The sequence below is a fragment of the Lyngbya aestuarii BL J genome (assembly GCF_000478195.2).
In the GTDB taxonomy this organism is placed as follows: domain Bacteria; phylum Cyanobacteriota; class Cyanobacteriia; order Cyanobacteriales; family Microcoleaceae; genus Capilliphycus; species Capilliphycus aestuarii.
Map to the genome: position 1 here is coordinate 103,239 of NZ_AUZM01000005.1, position 14,659 is coordinate 117,897.

Annotated in this window: 14 protein-coding genes; 7 read left to right on the plus strand and 7 right to left on the minus strand. The window is 44.6% G+C overall.

Annotated features, from left to right (window positions below):
- Positions 1-300 precede the first annotated feature (300 nt).
- The 4 genes from gmd to M595_RS03810 all read left to right on the plus strand — a co-directional run bounded on the left by gmd (position 301) and on the right by M595_RS03810 (position 4,221).
- On the plus strand, positions 301-1,329 hold the full coding sequence (gene gmd / locus M595_RS03795; RefSeq protein ID WP_023064744.1) for a GDP-mannose 4,6-dehydratase: 1,029 nt from the start codon (positions 301-303) through the stop codon (positions 1,327-1,329).
- A gap of 27 nt (positions 1,330-1,356) precedes the next feature.
- Positions 1,357-2,313 (plus strand): GDP-L-fucose synthase family protein, encoded by a 957-nt coding sequence (locus M595_RS03800; protein WP_023064747.1) that lies wholly within the window; start codon positions 1,357-1,359, stop codon positions 2,311-2,313.
- A 451-nt stretch (positions 2,314-2,764) separates the two neighbouring features.
- Positions 2,765-3,391, plus strand: a complete 627-nt coding sequence (locus M595_RS03805) for a 5-formyltetrahydrofolate cyclo-ligase (RefSeq protein WP_023064692.1) — start codon at positions 2,765-2,767, stop codon at positions 3,389-3,391.
- Entirely contained in the window at positions 3,388-4,221 is an 834-nt protein-coding gene (locus M595_RS03810; RefSeq protein WP_023064676.1) for a carbohydrate ABC transporter permease, read from the plus strand. Before M595_RS03805 ends, M595_RS03810 begins: the two co-directional genes overlap by 4 nt.
- A 15-nt stretch (positions 4,222-4,236) precedes the next feature.
- On the opposite strand, the gene M595_RS03815 is transcribed toward M595_RS03810, so the two are convergent.
- From M595_RS03815 to glyA, 7 genes are all read right to left on the minus strand, one after another.
- Positions 4,237-6,762 (minus strand): HD family phosphohydrolase, encoded by a 2,526-nt coding sequence (locus tag M595_RS03815; RefSeq protein ID WP_040483528.1) that lies wholly within the window; start codon positions 6,760-6,762, stop codon positions 4,237-4,239.
- A 176-nt stretch (positions 6,763-6,938) separates the two neighbouring features.
- On the minus strand, positions 6,939-8,111 hold the full coding sequence (locus M595_RS03820) for an ADP-ribosylglycohydrolase family protein (protein WP_023064666.1): 1,173 nt from the start codon (positions 8,109-8,111) through the stop codon (positions 6,939-6,941).
- A 12-nt stretch (positions 8,112-8,123) separates the two neighbouring features.
- Entirely contained in the window at positions 8,124-8,606 is a 483-nt protein-coding gene (gene aroQ / locus M595_RS03825; RefSeq protein WP_023064673.1) for a type II 3-dehydroquinate dehydratase, read from the minus strand.
- 28 nt (positions 8,607-8,634) lie between these two features.
- Complete coding sequence (locus M595_RS31705; protein ID WP_023064697.1) at positions 8,635-8,778, minus strand: hypothetical protein; 144 nt, start codon at positions 8,776-8,778, stop codon at positions 8,635-8,637.
- 282 nt (positions 8,779-9,060) lie between these two features.
- Positions 9,061-10,314 carry a competence/damage-inducible protein A gene (locus M595_RS03830; RefSeq protein ID WP_023064613.1) on the minus strand — a complete coding sequence of 418 codons (1,254 nt, stop codon included), beginning with the start codon at positions 10,312-10,314 and terminating at the stop codon, positions 9,061-9,063.
- Positions 10,315-10,472: 158 nt separating this feature from the next.
- A complete protein-coding gene (locus tag M595_RS03835; protein WP_040483530.1) occupies positions 10,473-11,528 on the minus strand; it encodes a glycosyltransferase family 4 protein in 1,056 nt (351 codons plus the stop codon).
- A gap of 276 nt (positions 11,529-11,804) precedes the next feature.
- Positions 11,805-13,088, minus strand: coding sequence for a serine hydroxymethyltransferase (glyA, locus tag M595_RS03840; protein WP_023064758.1), 1,284 nt, complete (start codon positions 13,086-13,088; stop codon positions 11,805-11,807).
- A 285-nt stretch (positions 13,089-13,373) separates the two neighbouring features.
- Here glyA and M595_RS03845 point away from each other — a divergent pair, with 285 nt between their 5' ends.
- From M595_RS03845 to rpsF, 3 genes are all read left to right on the plus strand, one after another.
- Entirely contained in the window at positions 13,374-13,571 is a 198-nt protein-coding gene (locus M595_RS03845; protein WP_009787029.1) for a hypothetical protein, read from the plus strand.
- 110 nt (positions 13,572-13,681) lie between these two features.
- Positions 13,682-14,155, plus strand: coding sequence for a Tic20 family protein (locus M595_RS03850; RefSeq protein WP_040483548.1), 474 nt, complete (start codon positions 13,682-13,684; stop codon positions 14,153-14,155).
- 117 nt (positions 14,156-14,272) lie between these two features.
- Positions 14,273-14,632, plus strand: a complete 360-nt coding sequence (gene rpsF / locus M595_RS03855) for a 30S ribosomal protein S6 (RefSeq protein ID WP_023064675.1) — start codon at positions 14,273-14,275, stop codon at positions 14,630-14,632.
- Positions 14,633-14,659: the final 27 nt, after the last annotated feature.

The window sequence follows — 14,659 nt, forward strand, 5'->3', positions numbered from 1 at the left end:
TTGGGTTAAGGTAGACATGACTTCAGCAGTGTTCTCGCTTAACAATAGCCTTGATCCCCTGATCCTCAAATCCCAAACTGAATTTTTGAAAATTTTCAGTCTGTTGACAAGATGTCATCATCGGGGATTCTTGGCTGTAGTGATCGATTACCCGCTTAATTCTATCTGTACAATTCCGATTGCACTGGCGAGAAACTGGTCGTGACGAGATCCAAACATCAAGTTTGATCTCGATCTCACATCGCTGATCTGACCAGTAGCGGCAACATTGACTTACATTAACCCAAAGAGAACATTGAGATGAACGAACGCAAGCGCGCCCTCATTACTGGAATTACGGGTCAAGATGGCTCTTACCTGAGTGAACTTTTACTCGACAAAGACTATGAAGTTCACGGCATTATTCGCCGAAGTTCATGTTTTAATACTGACCGGATTGATCATATCTATAAAGACCCTCATAACGAAGAAGCTCGCCTGTTTCTTCATTATGGAGACCTTACAGATGGGACAACTCTACGTCGTATCTTAGAAGAAGTTAAACCGATAGAGATTTATAATCTCGGCGCTCAGTCTCACGTCAGAGTTAGTTTTGACTCCCCCGAATATACGGTTGATGCCGTGGGAATGGGAACGTTACGGATTTTAGAAGCGATTCGCGACTACCAACATCGTACTGGGATTGAAGTTCGTTTTTATCAAGCGGGTTCTTCGGAGATGTTTGGGAAGGTACAGGAAGTTCCTCAAAAGGAAACAACACCGTTTTATCCCCGTAGTCCCTACGCCTGTGCTAAAGTTTATGCCCATTGGCAAACGGTTAACTATCGAGAATCCTACGATTTATTTGCCTGTAACGGTATTTTATTTAACCATGAGAGTCCCCGACGGGGTGAGACATTTGTAACCCGTAAAATTACCCGTGCATTGGCTCGAATTGTCAAGGGAATGCAGAAAGAGGTTTATCTCGGAAATCTCGATTCTAAACGCGATTGGGGCTACGCTAAGGACTATGTGCGAGCTATGTGGTTGATGCTTCAGCAGGATGCCCCGGATGATTATGTCGTGGCTACCAATGAAACCCACTCGATTCGTGAGTTTCTCGATGTTGCCTTTAATTATGTCAACCTCGATTGGCATGATTATGTCAAGTTCGATGAACGTTATCTTCGTCCGGCAGAGGTGGAACTCTTAATTGGTGATCCGAGCAAAGCTAAACAAAAAATGGGCTGGGAACCTTCAGTGACGTTTGACCAGTTGGTGAAATTAATGGTGGATGCCGATATTCAAGCGTTGGAAAAATCTAAAAAGATCGCCCAAGGTTTTGACTAATCGTTTGTACATAATGAGGTTTAATCCATGAATACACTGGATTTACGAGATAAACGAATTGTTGTGACCGGAGGCGCGGGGTTTCTGGGTCGGCAAGTGGTTGATCAGTTACTCAAAGCGGGCGCAAATTTAGATAAAATTTTGATTCCGCGATCACAAGAGTATGATCTGTGTACCTTTGAAGCCTGTCAAAAGGTGGTTCAGGGTCAAGATATTATTATTCATTTGGCCGCTCATGTGGGTGGAATTGGTCTGAACCGAGAAAAACCGGCCGAACTGTTTTATGATAACTTAATGATGGGTACACAGCTTATTCATTGCGCCTATCAAGCAGGTGTCGAAAAGTTTGTCTGTGTGGGAACGATTTGCGCCTATCCCAAATTCACGCCCGTACCGTTTAAAGAGGATGATCTTTGGGAGGGTTATCCGGAAGAAACAAATGCTCCCTATGGAATTGCGAAGAAGGCTTTGCTGGTTCAATTGCAAGCCTATCGCCAACAATATAATTTTAATGGCATCTACTTGTTACCTGTCAATCTCTACGGCCCGGAAGATAATTTTGATCCCCGCAGTTCTCATGTGATTCCGGCTTTAATTCGTAAAGTTTATGAAGCTCAACAACGAGGGGACAAAAAACTTCCGGTTTGGGGTGATGGAAGTCCCAGTCGTGAGTTCCTTTATTCTACAGATGCGGCTCTGGGAATTGTGATGGCAACTCAAGATTACAATGAACCTGATCCGGTGAATTTAGGGACAAACCAAGAAGTCAAAATTCGAGATTTAGTAGAAACTATCTGTGAATTAATGGGGTTTGAAGGGGAAATTGTTTGGGAAACCGATCAACCCAATGGTCAACCGCGTCGGTGTTTGGATACCCAACGGGCTAAAGAAAAGTTTGGGTTTGTTGCGGAAGTCGATTTTAAACAGGGATTGAAAAATACCATTGATTGGTATCGTCAACACGCTGAACCTGTAGCGGTTTAAATCACCATCAACCCGGTTTCTCAAAAGAGCCGGGTTTTGAAGTGATCGCTTGCATCTACATGAACTTTTCTGATTCTTAATTTCTGGCTTCAACTTTTGTCAGTTTTTTTCTCAGTCATAATTTTCAAGACTTAATCTTTTCAGGGCGCATTTACACCCGATCTAGATGATCGATAGAGTCTATTAAGCCTTTTTGAACTGATATTTCAGAGTGTTTTAGTTCAACAAAACTTTGACTAAATTGTTCTTTTTAAATTAAATCAAGCAAATTCTTCTATTTTTGAAACAAAAAAAGTTCATTTTTAGTCTAAATAAAAAGTTTTAAAAAAATCAGTTTTTCTACTGTTAACAAAGTATATTCTGATTGGAAAATCATAAAAATTGTTGGATATATTTCTCTGTTTAACATTAGAAATTTATGATCGAACTAAAGCTTAATTATTAGAATATTATGACTCCCAAGATAGATCAAACCTCTACAAACGTCGTGAAACAAAAACAAACTCCCCAAAGTAAACATCAGCTTCGTCGAGAGTTACTGCATATTCGTCAGTCGATGTCAGCAGAAGATTGGCGAGAAAAGAGCGATCGCATTAGTTTTCATTTACAAGCTTCGTCTATATTTCAACACGCAAAAACAGTTTTAGCTTATGTTAGCTTTCGTCAAGAACCTGATTTGAGTCGTCTCTTTGCAGAAACCAGCCAAGAAGGAACAAAAATTTGGGGATTTCCAAGATGTGTTGAAAATGTTCTAATTTGGCATGAATGGAAACCCGGCGAACTCTTGCAAACAGGGGCTTATGGAATATGGGAACCTCACGCCGACTTACCCCTAATTTCACCGTCTCAAGTTGATTTAATTTTAGTTCCGGCTGTTGCTTGTGATCAGCGAGGATATCGTTTAGGATACGGTGGAGGATATTATGATCGGATGCTTAGTTCTCCTGAGTGGCAATCTATTCCAACGATAGGAATTGTATTTGATTTTGCTTATTTGACCGAGTTACCGATTGAGAATTGGGATCAACCTTTAAATGAATGTTGTACAGAAGAAGGGTTGAAGTTAAATAATCAATGAACTTAAAATCACCAATAATCAAGAGATTTTGGAATTATTTACTGCTGAGTGTCATTGCTCTTTTGATGCTCTTTCCGTTATTGTGGCTGATCGGTACAGCCTTTAAGTCAGGGAACGAAAATATCTTTCAATTTCCCCCTCAGCTATTCCCTCGTGAACCGACTTTTGAGAATATAATCAAAGTCTGGCAAACAAACCCGATGGGGCGTTATCTTGTCAATAGTATGATTGTGGCGAGTCTGACTGTTGAATTAAATTTGTTATTCTGTGCGTTAGCGGCTTACCCCTTGGCGCGATTAGACTTTCGGGGAAGGGATAGCATTTTCACCGCTATTATTGCCACAATTATGATCCCGTTTCAAATTGTGATGATTCCCCTCTACGTCTTAACCGTGCAGTTAGGATTGAGAAATACTTATCTCGGTTTAATTTTTCCCAGTGTAGCTTCAGCATTTGGCATTTTTTTGTTGCGACAAGCCTTTTTGAGTGTACCCAAAGAACTCGTTGAAGCCGCCCGCATTGATGGATGTTCTCAACTGGGGATTTGGTGGCACATTATGCTTCCGGCTGTGCGACCTGCTTTAATAACATTAGCAATTTTTGTGTTTATCGGGTCTTGGAGTGACTTTCTTTGGCCGTTGCTGATTTTAGATCAACCCGAATACTACACCCTGCCTTTAGGAGTTGCCAAATTAGCCGGAACCTTCTCTTTCGATTGGCGTTTGGTGGCTGCGGGATCAGTGATTTCGATAGCACCCGTATTGTTATTATTTCTGTTGCTTCAACGCTACATAGTGCCAACAGACGCCGCAACAGGGGTCAAAGGATAATTCCATAACCTCACCCTATCGAGCCGAAAATACCCCTTTCGGATAAGCAATACGTTTGTGGTTGACTTGTTCCCAAACTCGGACAAAAACTTCAGCAATTTTTGCCATATCTTCTCGGCTGAGTCCAGAGTCTACCAATTGATTATCTTGCCATCTCGCCCGGAGAATTTTATTCACCATTTGTAGGGCTTCTTCGTGGGTGGCATCTTTAAGACTTCGCAACGCCGCCTCACAAGAATCAGCTAACATCACAATTCCTGTTTCCTTCGATTGTGGACTTGGCCCATCATAGCGAAAATCTTCCTCTTTAACTGCAATAGCAGAATCTTCTTTTGCCCGTTGTTGGGCTTGATAGTAGAAGTAGGCAATCAGCATTTTACCTTGGTGTTCGGGAATAAAAGCTTGAATCGCTTTTGGTAAGCGACAACGACGTGCCATTGCTAGCCCTTCACTGACGTGTTTTTTGATAATTCTGGCACTTTCCCAAGGATCATTAATTTCGTCGTGTTTGTTCGGCCCTCCCATCTGATTTTCAATAAACCCGAGCGGATCGTGCATTTTCCCAATATCGTGATACAGAGTTCCCGTTCTCACCAGTTCAACATTACATCCCAAAGCTTGAGCCGCTGCTTCTGCGAGAGTTGCCACAAACATCGTATGTTGGAACGTACCAGGAGCCTCCGTTGCCAAGCGCTTCAGTAATGGTCGATTGGGGTTCGCCAGTTCCGCTAACCGAATCGGTGTAATTAAGTCAAAGACGTGTTCTAAATAAGGACTTAATCCCAAAGCCACAACACTCCAAGCCAACCCTTCGAGAACTTGTAAGACGACTTGGCGTAAGAGAATAAACCAGATCGAACTCGCCGTTGTACCGACAACCGTTAGCGTCAGCAGGAGATAAACAGTACCTTGAGCTAAACCAACCGCTCCTCCTAATAAAGCCAGTTCTTCTCGCGATCGCAATTGTCCCGCCAGTAAGCTTCCTAGAAGTCCCCCCGCCGCACTCGCCAGCAGAGGAATCATCTCAATTTCCAGACCAATCGGAATCATCGCCGAGAGCAAACCCACAACGGTTACACCCACCGCCGAACCGTAGAAGCTACCTGCTAATAAACCCACTGCGGGTAAACCCGTGGAAGGAACTTTTAACAGCACCAGCAAAGGTGTACTTAAAGTTAGCAACAACAGCAATAAATAGTCTCTGTGGCGAAGACTCGGCCGAAATCGTCTTCCCACAAATAACACAACCACAACCGCCCCACTGACTAAAGCTGCAAAAGCCAGTAAACCTTTCCAATTAATGCCTCGTTCGCTCTTGTCAAAATGATCGAGCATCACGAACTCACGTTGAGTAATTTTTTCGCCCTGACGAACAATCACATCGCCTTGACTAATAGTGACAACCACCGGATCAACACTTTGAGCGGCGAGTTCAGCCCGAGTCCGAGTGGAATCTCGATCTTCAATCAGATTCGTTCGCAAAGCGGTTGTGAGCAACTTTGCCGCAAAGTCTTGAGATTCGGTTGGTAGAGCTGTTTTGACCTGAATATTAACCGCTTGTTGTAAAATCTCAGTCGGTAATCCAGGGGCAATACCCTGACTCAGCATTTCCATTGCCACTTGTAATATCCCAACTTGAGTTTGCTCCCAAGTTTGATCGGACCAGTCGAGCAAAGACTGATTATAAAAGCTAGTTTGATCTGAGGGAAGCTGTTTAGAAAAGGCTGTATAAGCTTTAGCATAACGCTTGCGAGCATCATCAATATCCGTCACTAGAGCAGCAAACTCTTGAGGAGAGGCTCGTTTTCCATACCCTCGGAGTTGAGCAAATGCTTTCCAGCGCAGTTGATCGGTTCCTTCTTGTTGAGTGGATGAAAATTTGCCGCTATCGGTTGATAAGCTCCCAGAGGTACTTAAATTGAGTTGGGGTTGCACAGTTGTTTGTTCGACTTGCGCGAGTAATTCGTTCCATTGCCACTCTGGTATTCTTCGCAAGTAGGATTGAACATCTGTTGATAGTGTCCCTGAGTCAAGGAAGGGAAAGGGTCGAGCAAGATCTCTGACCACATCACCTTGAGCGAGTACGGTTTCGATTCTCTGATTAATTTCTTCGTTGACCAGGGGATTAGGCACCAAGACAGGAACGACGCCATAGAGAGCCTCTTTACGTCTTTCTTCTGTGGTTTTCATGTCAGTTAGTTCTGCATCGGTCGGCGCTAAAATCGTCTCAGGAGCCTCCCGGCCAACGGCGAGTTTGGGTTGGTTGTAGAAGCGAACACCCATCACTCCTGTTAACGAAATAATCGCCAAAAACAGTAGTGCTGGAGAGCCGGCTTGAGGAGACTTAGGTGATTTGCGCTTGAAGTGGTTAGAAGATGTCTGTTGGCCTTGAGACTCGTCAGACGACGATCCAGGTTGGCGTTGCTGCGAGCGATCCGAATTGCGATTTTCAGCCCGAGTCCCATTGACTCGCAACGACGAGCTGTGAGTACGGCTACGAAGCCGTTCAATCTGCCGTGTGATTAACTCGAACGTGTTCATCTATATCGAAGCTAGATTCTAGAGTGCAGCCGTGTCATATCAATTCTAGAGTACAGATTTCTGATTTTGGGATACGATCTTTATGGACAATAACTTAATATACTTTACCAATCGGAGTGTTCTCGAGCGGGTAAACCCTTTCAACTTCAGGGATTTACGAATCTGGGCTAGGTTTTTTAGATCTGAGGTGGACGAATTATATTGGGCGCAGCCACAGCCAGGGTTGAATCCGTTTCTAAGAATGGATTTGCTGTATTATAAACCCCAGACCAAACTGCGAATAGCTCTGTTGCCTTTTGGAGAATTTCTCCGACTGACTGTTTCCGGCTCTTTGCTGGGGTTTCTGACGAAATTATAGGTGAAGATGAAGTTGTCGTTGTTTGAAGTTGCAGTCGCCAGGAGAGGGGAAAGCTAGAAATACTGTTGTAAGCACCAGACAATGCTCCAGTGAGTGTACTTACAATTGGAGTTAATGAATCCATCTCAACGCTTCGCAACAAGGCGATCGCGGGATTGTGGGGTGTACTGACAAAGCTGTAAAATGCAAGGGCTATCGGTATTGTATCTGGTGAACCGACCCAGATCTCTTCGGTTTGAGAGCGAATCGCAAGTTCCCGAGAATTTTTGAGCAGCAACTCTCGAGCTGTTTCTAAACTGACCCTTTGTTCCACTAAGCTCTGAACCTGTTGCAACTGCTGATGCAGATCGATTTGCGGATCAAGATGATTCAGGAGAGTGGGAATTAGGGTTGGGGGATCAAGTTCTTCCTTTAATGCCAGTGCGATCGCCTTGTTAAAGACAATGACAGCCTGTTCTAAACCCTGACAGGAGGGAGATTCTTGCCAAACTTGTATGCCTTGCAGAAGTTGCTGCTGGAGTTGAGCGGGTTGCTCGTGAAACAATAAGGCGATCGGTACGGTTGCTACAGCAACTTCTGCCAAAGATAGGCAATCATTACCCAAGGATTTTGGACGGGTGCAAGCTAAATCGCTCACGGATTCAATCGCGGAGGATGATGATTGTTGATTTTGTTGATTTTGTTGCCATTCCTGCCAACTCTGATTCCAATCGGCTCGTTCCCATCCCTGGCATCGAATAAGGCTACGAGTCATTTGAATCACAAGACTCTCGTTGTCGCTTGAAGTGAATTGTTCATCCTTTTTCTTGGATTCACATCCTTTCAACCGATGCTGCTTTAAGTTTAGCAAAGTTTGGGAATCGTGATTCACTTTTTGGGGAGAAGTCTTGGAGAGAAAGACAGATTTTTCGGGGGGCAATCTTCTTAATCGACTGCCAAAAGACAAACCTGCCATTGCTCCTTGAAACCGACTGAGCAATGAGTATTGCATCGATTACTCTCCTTACTCAGCCTTGGCTTGAGAAGACAAATCTCTCTCAAGCTGCTTTGTCTGGCGGAGATGTCGGATTAAAGCTTGCAGTCCCAGAATATAGCTGTCCGCACCAAAACCACTGATTTGTCCTAAAACAACAGGTGCAATATAGGAGTGATGCCGGAACGTTTCACGACGATAGATGTTACTTAAATGTACTTCTACCGTCGGAAGCCCTACTGCTGCGATAGCATCTCGGATCGCAATACTGGTGTGCGTGTAAGCTCCTGCATTAAGGATGATGCCCTGACTTTGGTCTTGGGCTGAATGAATAGCATCAACCAGGACTCCTTCTGTGTTAGACTGCAAAAACGACACTGCCAACTGATGAGCCTGCGCCTCTTGCTGTAAGCACTGGTTAATTTCTGCTAGTGTTACAGTTCCATAAATTCCAGGTTCTCGCTGACCCAAAAGGTTTAAATTTGGGCCGTGCAGCACCAAAATACTGGGCAACTTCAATACTTCCTGCAAAAGCTTAATCCTAAGACTTGCGGCGACGTCGAAGATCATCGACTGGAACCGGAATGGGTTCAACTTCCGGATGAGTTTGAGGGCCAAGTAATCCTTCTACCAATTCACGCGCCCACTCTTTCAGTTTTTCCAGCACTTTTTCAATGTATTCCATTGCAAAAATGGCTCCTTGCTGTACACCGATTACAACTTAACAAATGGAGTTTATTTTTAGTTTAGACAGACACTACTACGGGTAAGTCAGTGGGTCTAACCTCAATAAACTCTACAAACTTGAAACTTATTCGGATATAAATATATCCTAAATCATTCAATTATTTGTATTTCTCTTATCATAACGAATCTTCACATATTTGTGCAAGATTACTTACAAAGATCGAAAATGCTAATCAATCTCTGCCCCTCACCCAACCCAAATTAATCAATGGGGGAAATCTCATGCGGATAAAAGCATACGTCGTAACACATCAAGGGCAGAACTTGCACTGACTCGCTGAATCCATTCTCGCCCCCTTGCACGACCAAATAGAAATTTAAAACTTGTTGCTTGTCCATCTGGCCCGGCTAAACCCATGTACACCAATCCCACTGGCTTGGTTTCCGTCCCTCCATCTGGTCCGGCAATTCCGGTAATACTCAAACCCCAAGTTGTGTTTAACTGGGATCGCACACCCAGCGCCATTTGTTGAGCGACACTCTCACTAACTGCGCCCCATTGTTCAAGATCCGAAGGATTAACCCCCAATAAAGCCATTTTCACCCCATTCTCATAAGCAATAATTCCGCCGCGAAAATAGCTTGAACTCCCCGGAACACGGGTAATCATCTGACCCAAACCGCCACCAGTACAGGATTCAGCCACCGCTAAAGTTGAATGGGTTTGTTGTAAAAGTTGACCGACGACTGAGGCGAGGGTATCGTGATCGCGACCATAATAATCTAAACCCGCAATGTCTTTAATTTGCTGTTCAATCGGAGCAATAAGCTGTTCGGCCGCTTCTGGTGACTCAGCCCGAGCCGAAATTCTCAGTTTAACTTCTCCATAATTGGCATAAGGTGCAACGGTGGGATTGGTTAAATTGAGATAAGAAGACACTTTTTCCGCTAAAGCTGACTCAGCCACCCCCCAAAACCTCAGCGTGTGACTGCAAATCATCTCTTGACACCATCCCTGACTTTGCAAGTAGGGAACAGCGATTTCATGCCACATTTGCTTCATTTCCGCCGGAACACCGGGAAACGTCAGAATGGTCAGTTTGTCAGAACGAGGCTGCCAAATGATGCCGGGAGCGCTACCGATAGGATTGGTGAGAATCTCTGCCCCTTGCGGAATTAAAGCTTGCTTATGATTACTCGGTGACATGGTTCGTCCCCGTTGAGCAAACTTCTGACGAATATCTGCAATAATTTCGGGTCGTTCAATTAGCGGAACCCCAAAAAAATCGGCTATTGTTTCCACCGTCAGATCATCAGGCGTTGGCCCCAAACCCCCTGTAAAAATTAGGAGTTGAGCGCGTTGTGAGGCGATCGCAATCACGTGTTTGAGGCGTTCTCGGTTATCACCGACGACCGTTTGATAATAGTGAGCAATCCCCAACTCAGCAAGCTGTTTACCCAAAAACTGAGCATTGCTATTGAGGATATCACCGAGTAGGAGTTCGGTTCCAACACAGATAATTTCAGCAGTCATTCCCCGATTCTTCCGTTATGGGTTCGCTGTTTTCATTGTCTCATTCATAATGACTCAATCGTCCGACATCCGATCAAAAGTCAGTGATCAGGCAAGAGACACTCATACAAAAGGAAATCGGGAACAGAGAAGATAGATCATTGAGAATTCATAATTGGTTACTTGGCGTGTTTTAAGGCTTTCCAACTGGTATAACCCAGTAAACCTGTCGCCCCGAGTGCATAAATCAAACCACTGGGAAGCCCCGAAAAAGCCAAAGCTAAACTTCCCACCCACAACGTTAAAGAGTAGATAAATAAAACAGTCAAACGTTGGGATAGTCCCGCTTGTAGCAGTCGATGATGCAAATGACGTTGATCAGCGATAAAGGGAGATTTACCATGACGCAGCCGATCCAAAATCACCGCCGACATATCTAAAATCGGCACCGCTAAAATAATGTAGGGCATTAAAACCGAAGTGACAACAGTTGTTTTAACCAGACCGATCACCCCGACTGCCGCCAACGTAAAGCCGAGAAAATAGGAACCACCATCCCCCATAAAGATCTGAGCGGGGTTAAAGTTATAGCGTAAAAACCCTAACGCACCTCCAGCTAAAGCTGCCGCAATTAAAGCAGCCGCCGGTTGATCCATTTGCAGACTAACTACAAGCATCACCAGGGCTGCAATACCTGAGACTCCGGCTGCTAAACCGTCTAAGCCATCGATCCAGTTAATGGCATTAGCCATCCCCACTAACCAAACAACAGTAATGGGTAGACTCAACCAACCCACATAAACTAATCCGACAAATGGAATCGTGAGAAACTCAATGTTGACTCCCACCATCCACGCTAAACTAGCAACGGTCATTTGTAGCATCAGGCGAGTCACAGGGGAAAGGCTAAACAGATCATCTGCTAAACCAATCAAAAAGAAGGCTAAACCCCCAACCGTAACTCCCCAAATTTCATATTCCTGTTCTACGCCTAAAGGCTGGCCGTGGGCATCAATAAAGCCTCCTGACCACCAAACGACCAGTAAACCGATCAGGGTACCGAGATAAATCGAAATACCGCCTAGACGAACCATTGGACGTTGGTGAACTTTGCGATCATTGGGCAGATCGACACGTCCACTTTTGATGCCTATTGTCTTGACGACGGGTGTCGTTCCCAGGACAACAAGTGCAGATACGAGAAACACGAGCAGATGGTACAGATGGAGAGGCATCTGAAGTTATGGGGTGCAAGACATTGTGCAGACAAACAGCTCTTCGCTCTACAGAGAGGATCAACGGATGATATTGCACTCTGAGACGATTGAGTGTTGCTTTGAGTGAGCGGCTTTAAAAAAAATAAAGCGTCAGGCAGAGTCTACTACATTTCTGCTCGTTTCTACCAGAGATGTCTAAATTGAACTTCTCATTCAACCCGGAGCGAAGGAAAAGGGGCTTGTCAACCCACTTAACTTTTGCTCCTTGCTGACTCACTGAATATTGCTGAATATTTAAGCTAAAGCGGGGACTTTGGCGGTGAGATGAGGATAGAGAGGAAATGCTTCACAGAGGGACTGTATTCGTTGACGACAGCTTTGAGCAACGGCTTCGTCTTCGGGTTTGATCAGTCGATCTGCGATGATTTCGCCAATTTCGGTAAATTCTGTTGTTCCCATACCTCGGGTTGTCATCGCGGGAGATCCGAGTCGGAGGCCACTGGTGACAAAGGGAGACTCTGGATCAAAGGGAACAGTATTTTTATTGGCGGTGATATTGACTTCACTGACGAGTTTATCGGCTTGTTTTCCAGTCATGCCCACAGAACGCAAGTCAACTAACATGACGTGATTATCGGTGCCGCCCGAGACGATTTTCAAGCCCCGTTTTTGTAACTGAGTGGCTAGGGCTTGAGCATTTTCAATCACTTGTCGAGAATACGCTTTAAACTCGGGTTTGAGCGCTTCTCCAAAAGCAACGGCTTTGCCAGCTATTACGTGTTCGAGGGGGCCACCTTGACTACCGGGGAAAACGGCTTTATCGAATTTTTTGCCAAGATCGGGATCGCGAGTGAGAATTAAACCACCCCGAGGGCCTCGTAGGGTTTTGTGGGTTGTGGTTGTGACGACATCACAGTATGAGATCGGACTGGGATGATGTCCGCTTGCGACTAACCCGGCAATATGAGCAATATCGGCGAGTAAATAGGCGCCAACTTCGTCGGCGATCGCTCTAAATTTATCAAACTCGATGATCCGAGAATAGGCAGAATAGCCACAGACGATCAATTTGGGTTGATGCTGTTTGGCGAGTTCAAGAATTTGGTCATAGTCGAGGCGTTCGCTGTCTTGACTGACTCCATAATGGCAAGCTTTGAACCATTTCCCGGAGACGTTGACGGGGGAACCGTGGGTGAGGTGTCCGCCATGAGATAAGTCCATTCCCATGATCGTGTCACCGGGTTCTAGCAAGGCTAAGAAGACGGCAAAGTTGGCTTGAGCGCCGGAATGAGGCTGAACGTTGGCATGAGCAGCACCAAAGAGTTCTTTGGCTCGATCAATTGCCAATTGTTCGAGCGTGTCTATAAACTCGCAACCGCCATAGTAGCGTTTTCTGGGTAATCCTTCTGCGTATTTATTGGTCAGAACTGATCCCTGAGCAGCCATGACTGCGGCTGATGTAAAGTTTTCACTGGCAATTAATTCTAGGTGATCTCGCTGACGTTGTAGTTCGTGTTGAATCCCTTCGGCGACGATCGGATCGCTTTGGGCTAGGATGTCTAAGTTAGTATCGCTCACAGTCGCTTTCCTCAGATTGCAGATCAGAAATTTCAGGGAGAGTCGGCGATCAAGACTTGAGGGGTTTCCCAAGGGGTAAATCTTTTGAATTGCTTTTACGGATTTGGGAGTTCTCTTTGTTTGATTCGTGACTCTGTGAACTTAAAGATCATAACCTTGTTTGTCTAATTGTTCTAGGCGTAAAGTTCTTGACAGAAATGTTAAGTTGTGATCAAATTTCTGAGTCTCTCTCGAGTCTTGGCATACAATTGGAAGGGCAAAGACGGAATCTGTTGGAGGGATAAGATGTTAGTGATTTTGATGGAGAACCAACTTCTCGAACCGCAGCGAGTTTGTCAAGGTTGTCCACTTTCAGATCGTAGTGGTCAGCCTCGCTGGAGAGGAGGACAACTCAGTTGTGGTCATCCGGTTGGTAAAACGACAGAAAACCTTCCCAGTCAATATGAGTGTCAGATGGGTTTTAGAATTGCGAATATTGAATAGAAGTTTAAGCAATACTTTAAATACTGAGGATAAATATTCTTGAAACTCTGCGCTATCCTGAGTTTAGAGGCAATTTAATGATTGATGAACAATACTCAGGAGAACAAAGTATGACGTGGCGTGGCGAAACAACCATTCGGGATCGGATTTTTTCGGCTTTACCTTATTTACTTCCTTTAATGTATGGGTTAGAGTTTAGTCGTTTTTTATTTGCCCAATTTCCCATACTCACTATTATTCTGATTCCTTTAGCACCTTTAATATCAATCTACCAAACAGTTCCCTTTATCGGTTTGGTGATTTTCTTTGCTTTGTTTTTGCTGGTGGTGCGAAATCAAAATATTCCTCACTTTATTCGCTTTAACACAATGCAGGCGATTTTGCTTGACATTATTATTGTTTTGTGTAGCATCATCCTGGGTATTTTGGGCGGTGGACTGCAAGGCTTTATCCTAGAGACGATCTACAATATGCTGTTTTTGGGCATTTTAGCGGCGGTGATTTATTCAGTCGTGCAGTCGCTTCGTGGACATTATGCAGAGATCCCCACGATCTCGGATGCGGTTTATATGCAGGTGCCTTAACGGAGAAATATTAGCACGGAGATCCGCTCAGGTGATTCGTCTTTCGGTATTGTAGAATTGAAAAGTTCCTTGCTTCTAATTCTGAGAAGCCTAATAGCCCATGAGGAGATTTTCTCAATGAAAGAATTTGTTTACGAAACGATGTATATTCTGCGTCCAGACTTGATCGATGAACAGGTTGATGTTTCGATCGCTAAATATCAAGACTTGTTACAAGAACAGGGTGGACAGAATATTCAGATTCAAAATTTAGGGAAGCGTCGTCTGGCTTATGAGATTGACAATCACCGAGAAGGGGTTTACGTTCTCATGAACTATGATGGCCCCGGTCATCAAATTGCAGTCATGGAGAGGGCAATGCGGATCAGTGACGATGTTATTCGTTATTTGACGACAAAGCAGCCTGCTTTACCAGTCGAGGCAACAACAGAAGCTGCTGAACCTGAACCCGAGGAAGTCTCTCAACCCTCGCAATAGCAATAGAAGAGGGAGCTTGCGATGTGG

Coding starts and splice junctions, on each gene's coding strand:
- gmd (WP_023064744.1), top strand. CDS start 301: ATGAACGAACGCAAGCGCGCCCTCATTACTGGAATTACGGGTCAAGAT.
- M595_RS03800 (WP_023064747.1), top strand. CDS start 1,357: ATGAATACACTGGATTTACGAGATAAACGAATTGTTGTGACCGGAGGC.
- M595_RS03805 (WP_023064692.1), top strand. CDS start 2,765: ATGACTCCCAAGATAGATCAAACCTCTACAAACGTCGTGAAACAAAAA.
- M595_RS03810 (WP_023064676.1), top strand. CDS start 3,388: ATGAACTTAAAATCACCAATAATCAAGAGATTTTGGAATTATTTACTG.
- M595_RS03815 (WP_040483528.1), bottom strand. CDS start 6,762: ATGAACACGTTCGAGTTAATCACACGGCAGATTGAACGGCTTCGTAGC.
- M595_RS03820 (WP_023064666.1), bottom strand. CDS start 8,111: ATGCAATACTCATTGCTCAGTCGGTTTCAAGGAGCAATGGCAGGTTTG.
- M595_RS31705 (WP_023064697.1), bottom strand. CDS start 8,778: ATGGAATACATTGAAAAAGTGCTGGAAAAACTGAAAGAGTGGGCGCGT.
- M595_RS03830 (WP_023064613.1), bottom strand. CDS start 10,314: ATGACTGCTGAAATTATCTGTGTTGGAACCGAACTCCTACTCGGTGAT.
- M595_RS03835 (WP_040483530.1), bottom strand. CDS start 11,528: ATGCCTCTCCATCTGTACCATCTGCTCGTGTTTCTCGTATCTGCACTT.
- M595_RS03845 (WP_009787029.1), top strand. CDS start 13,374: ATGTTAGTGATTTTGATGGAGAACCAACTTCTCGAACCGCAGCGAGTT.
- M595_RS03850 (WP_040483548.1), top strand. CDS start 13,682: ATGACGTGGCGTGGCGAAACAACCATTCGGGATCGGATTTTTTCGGCT.
- rpsF (WP_023064675.1), top strand. CDS start 14,273: ATGAAAGAATTTGTTTACGAAACGATGTATATTCTGCGTCCAGACTTG.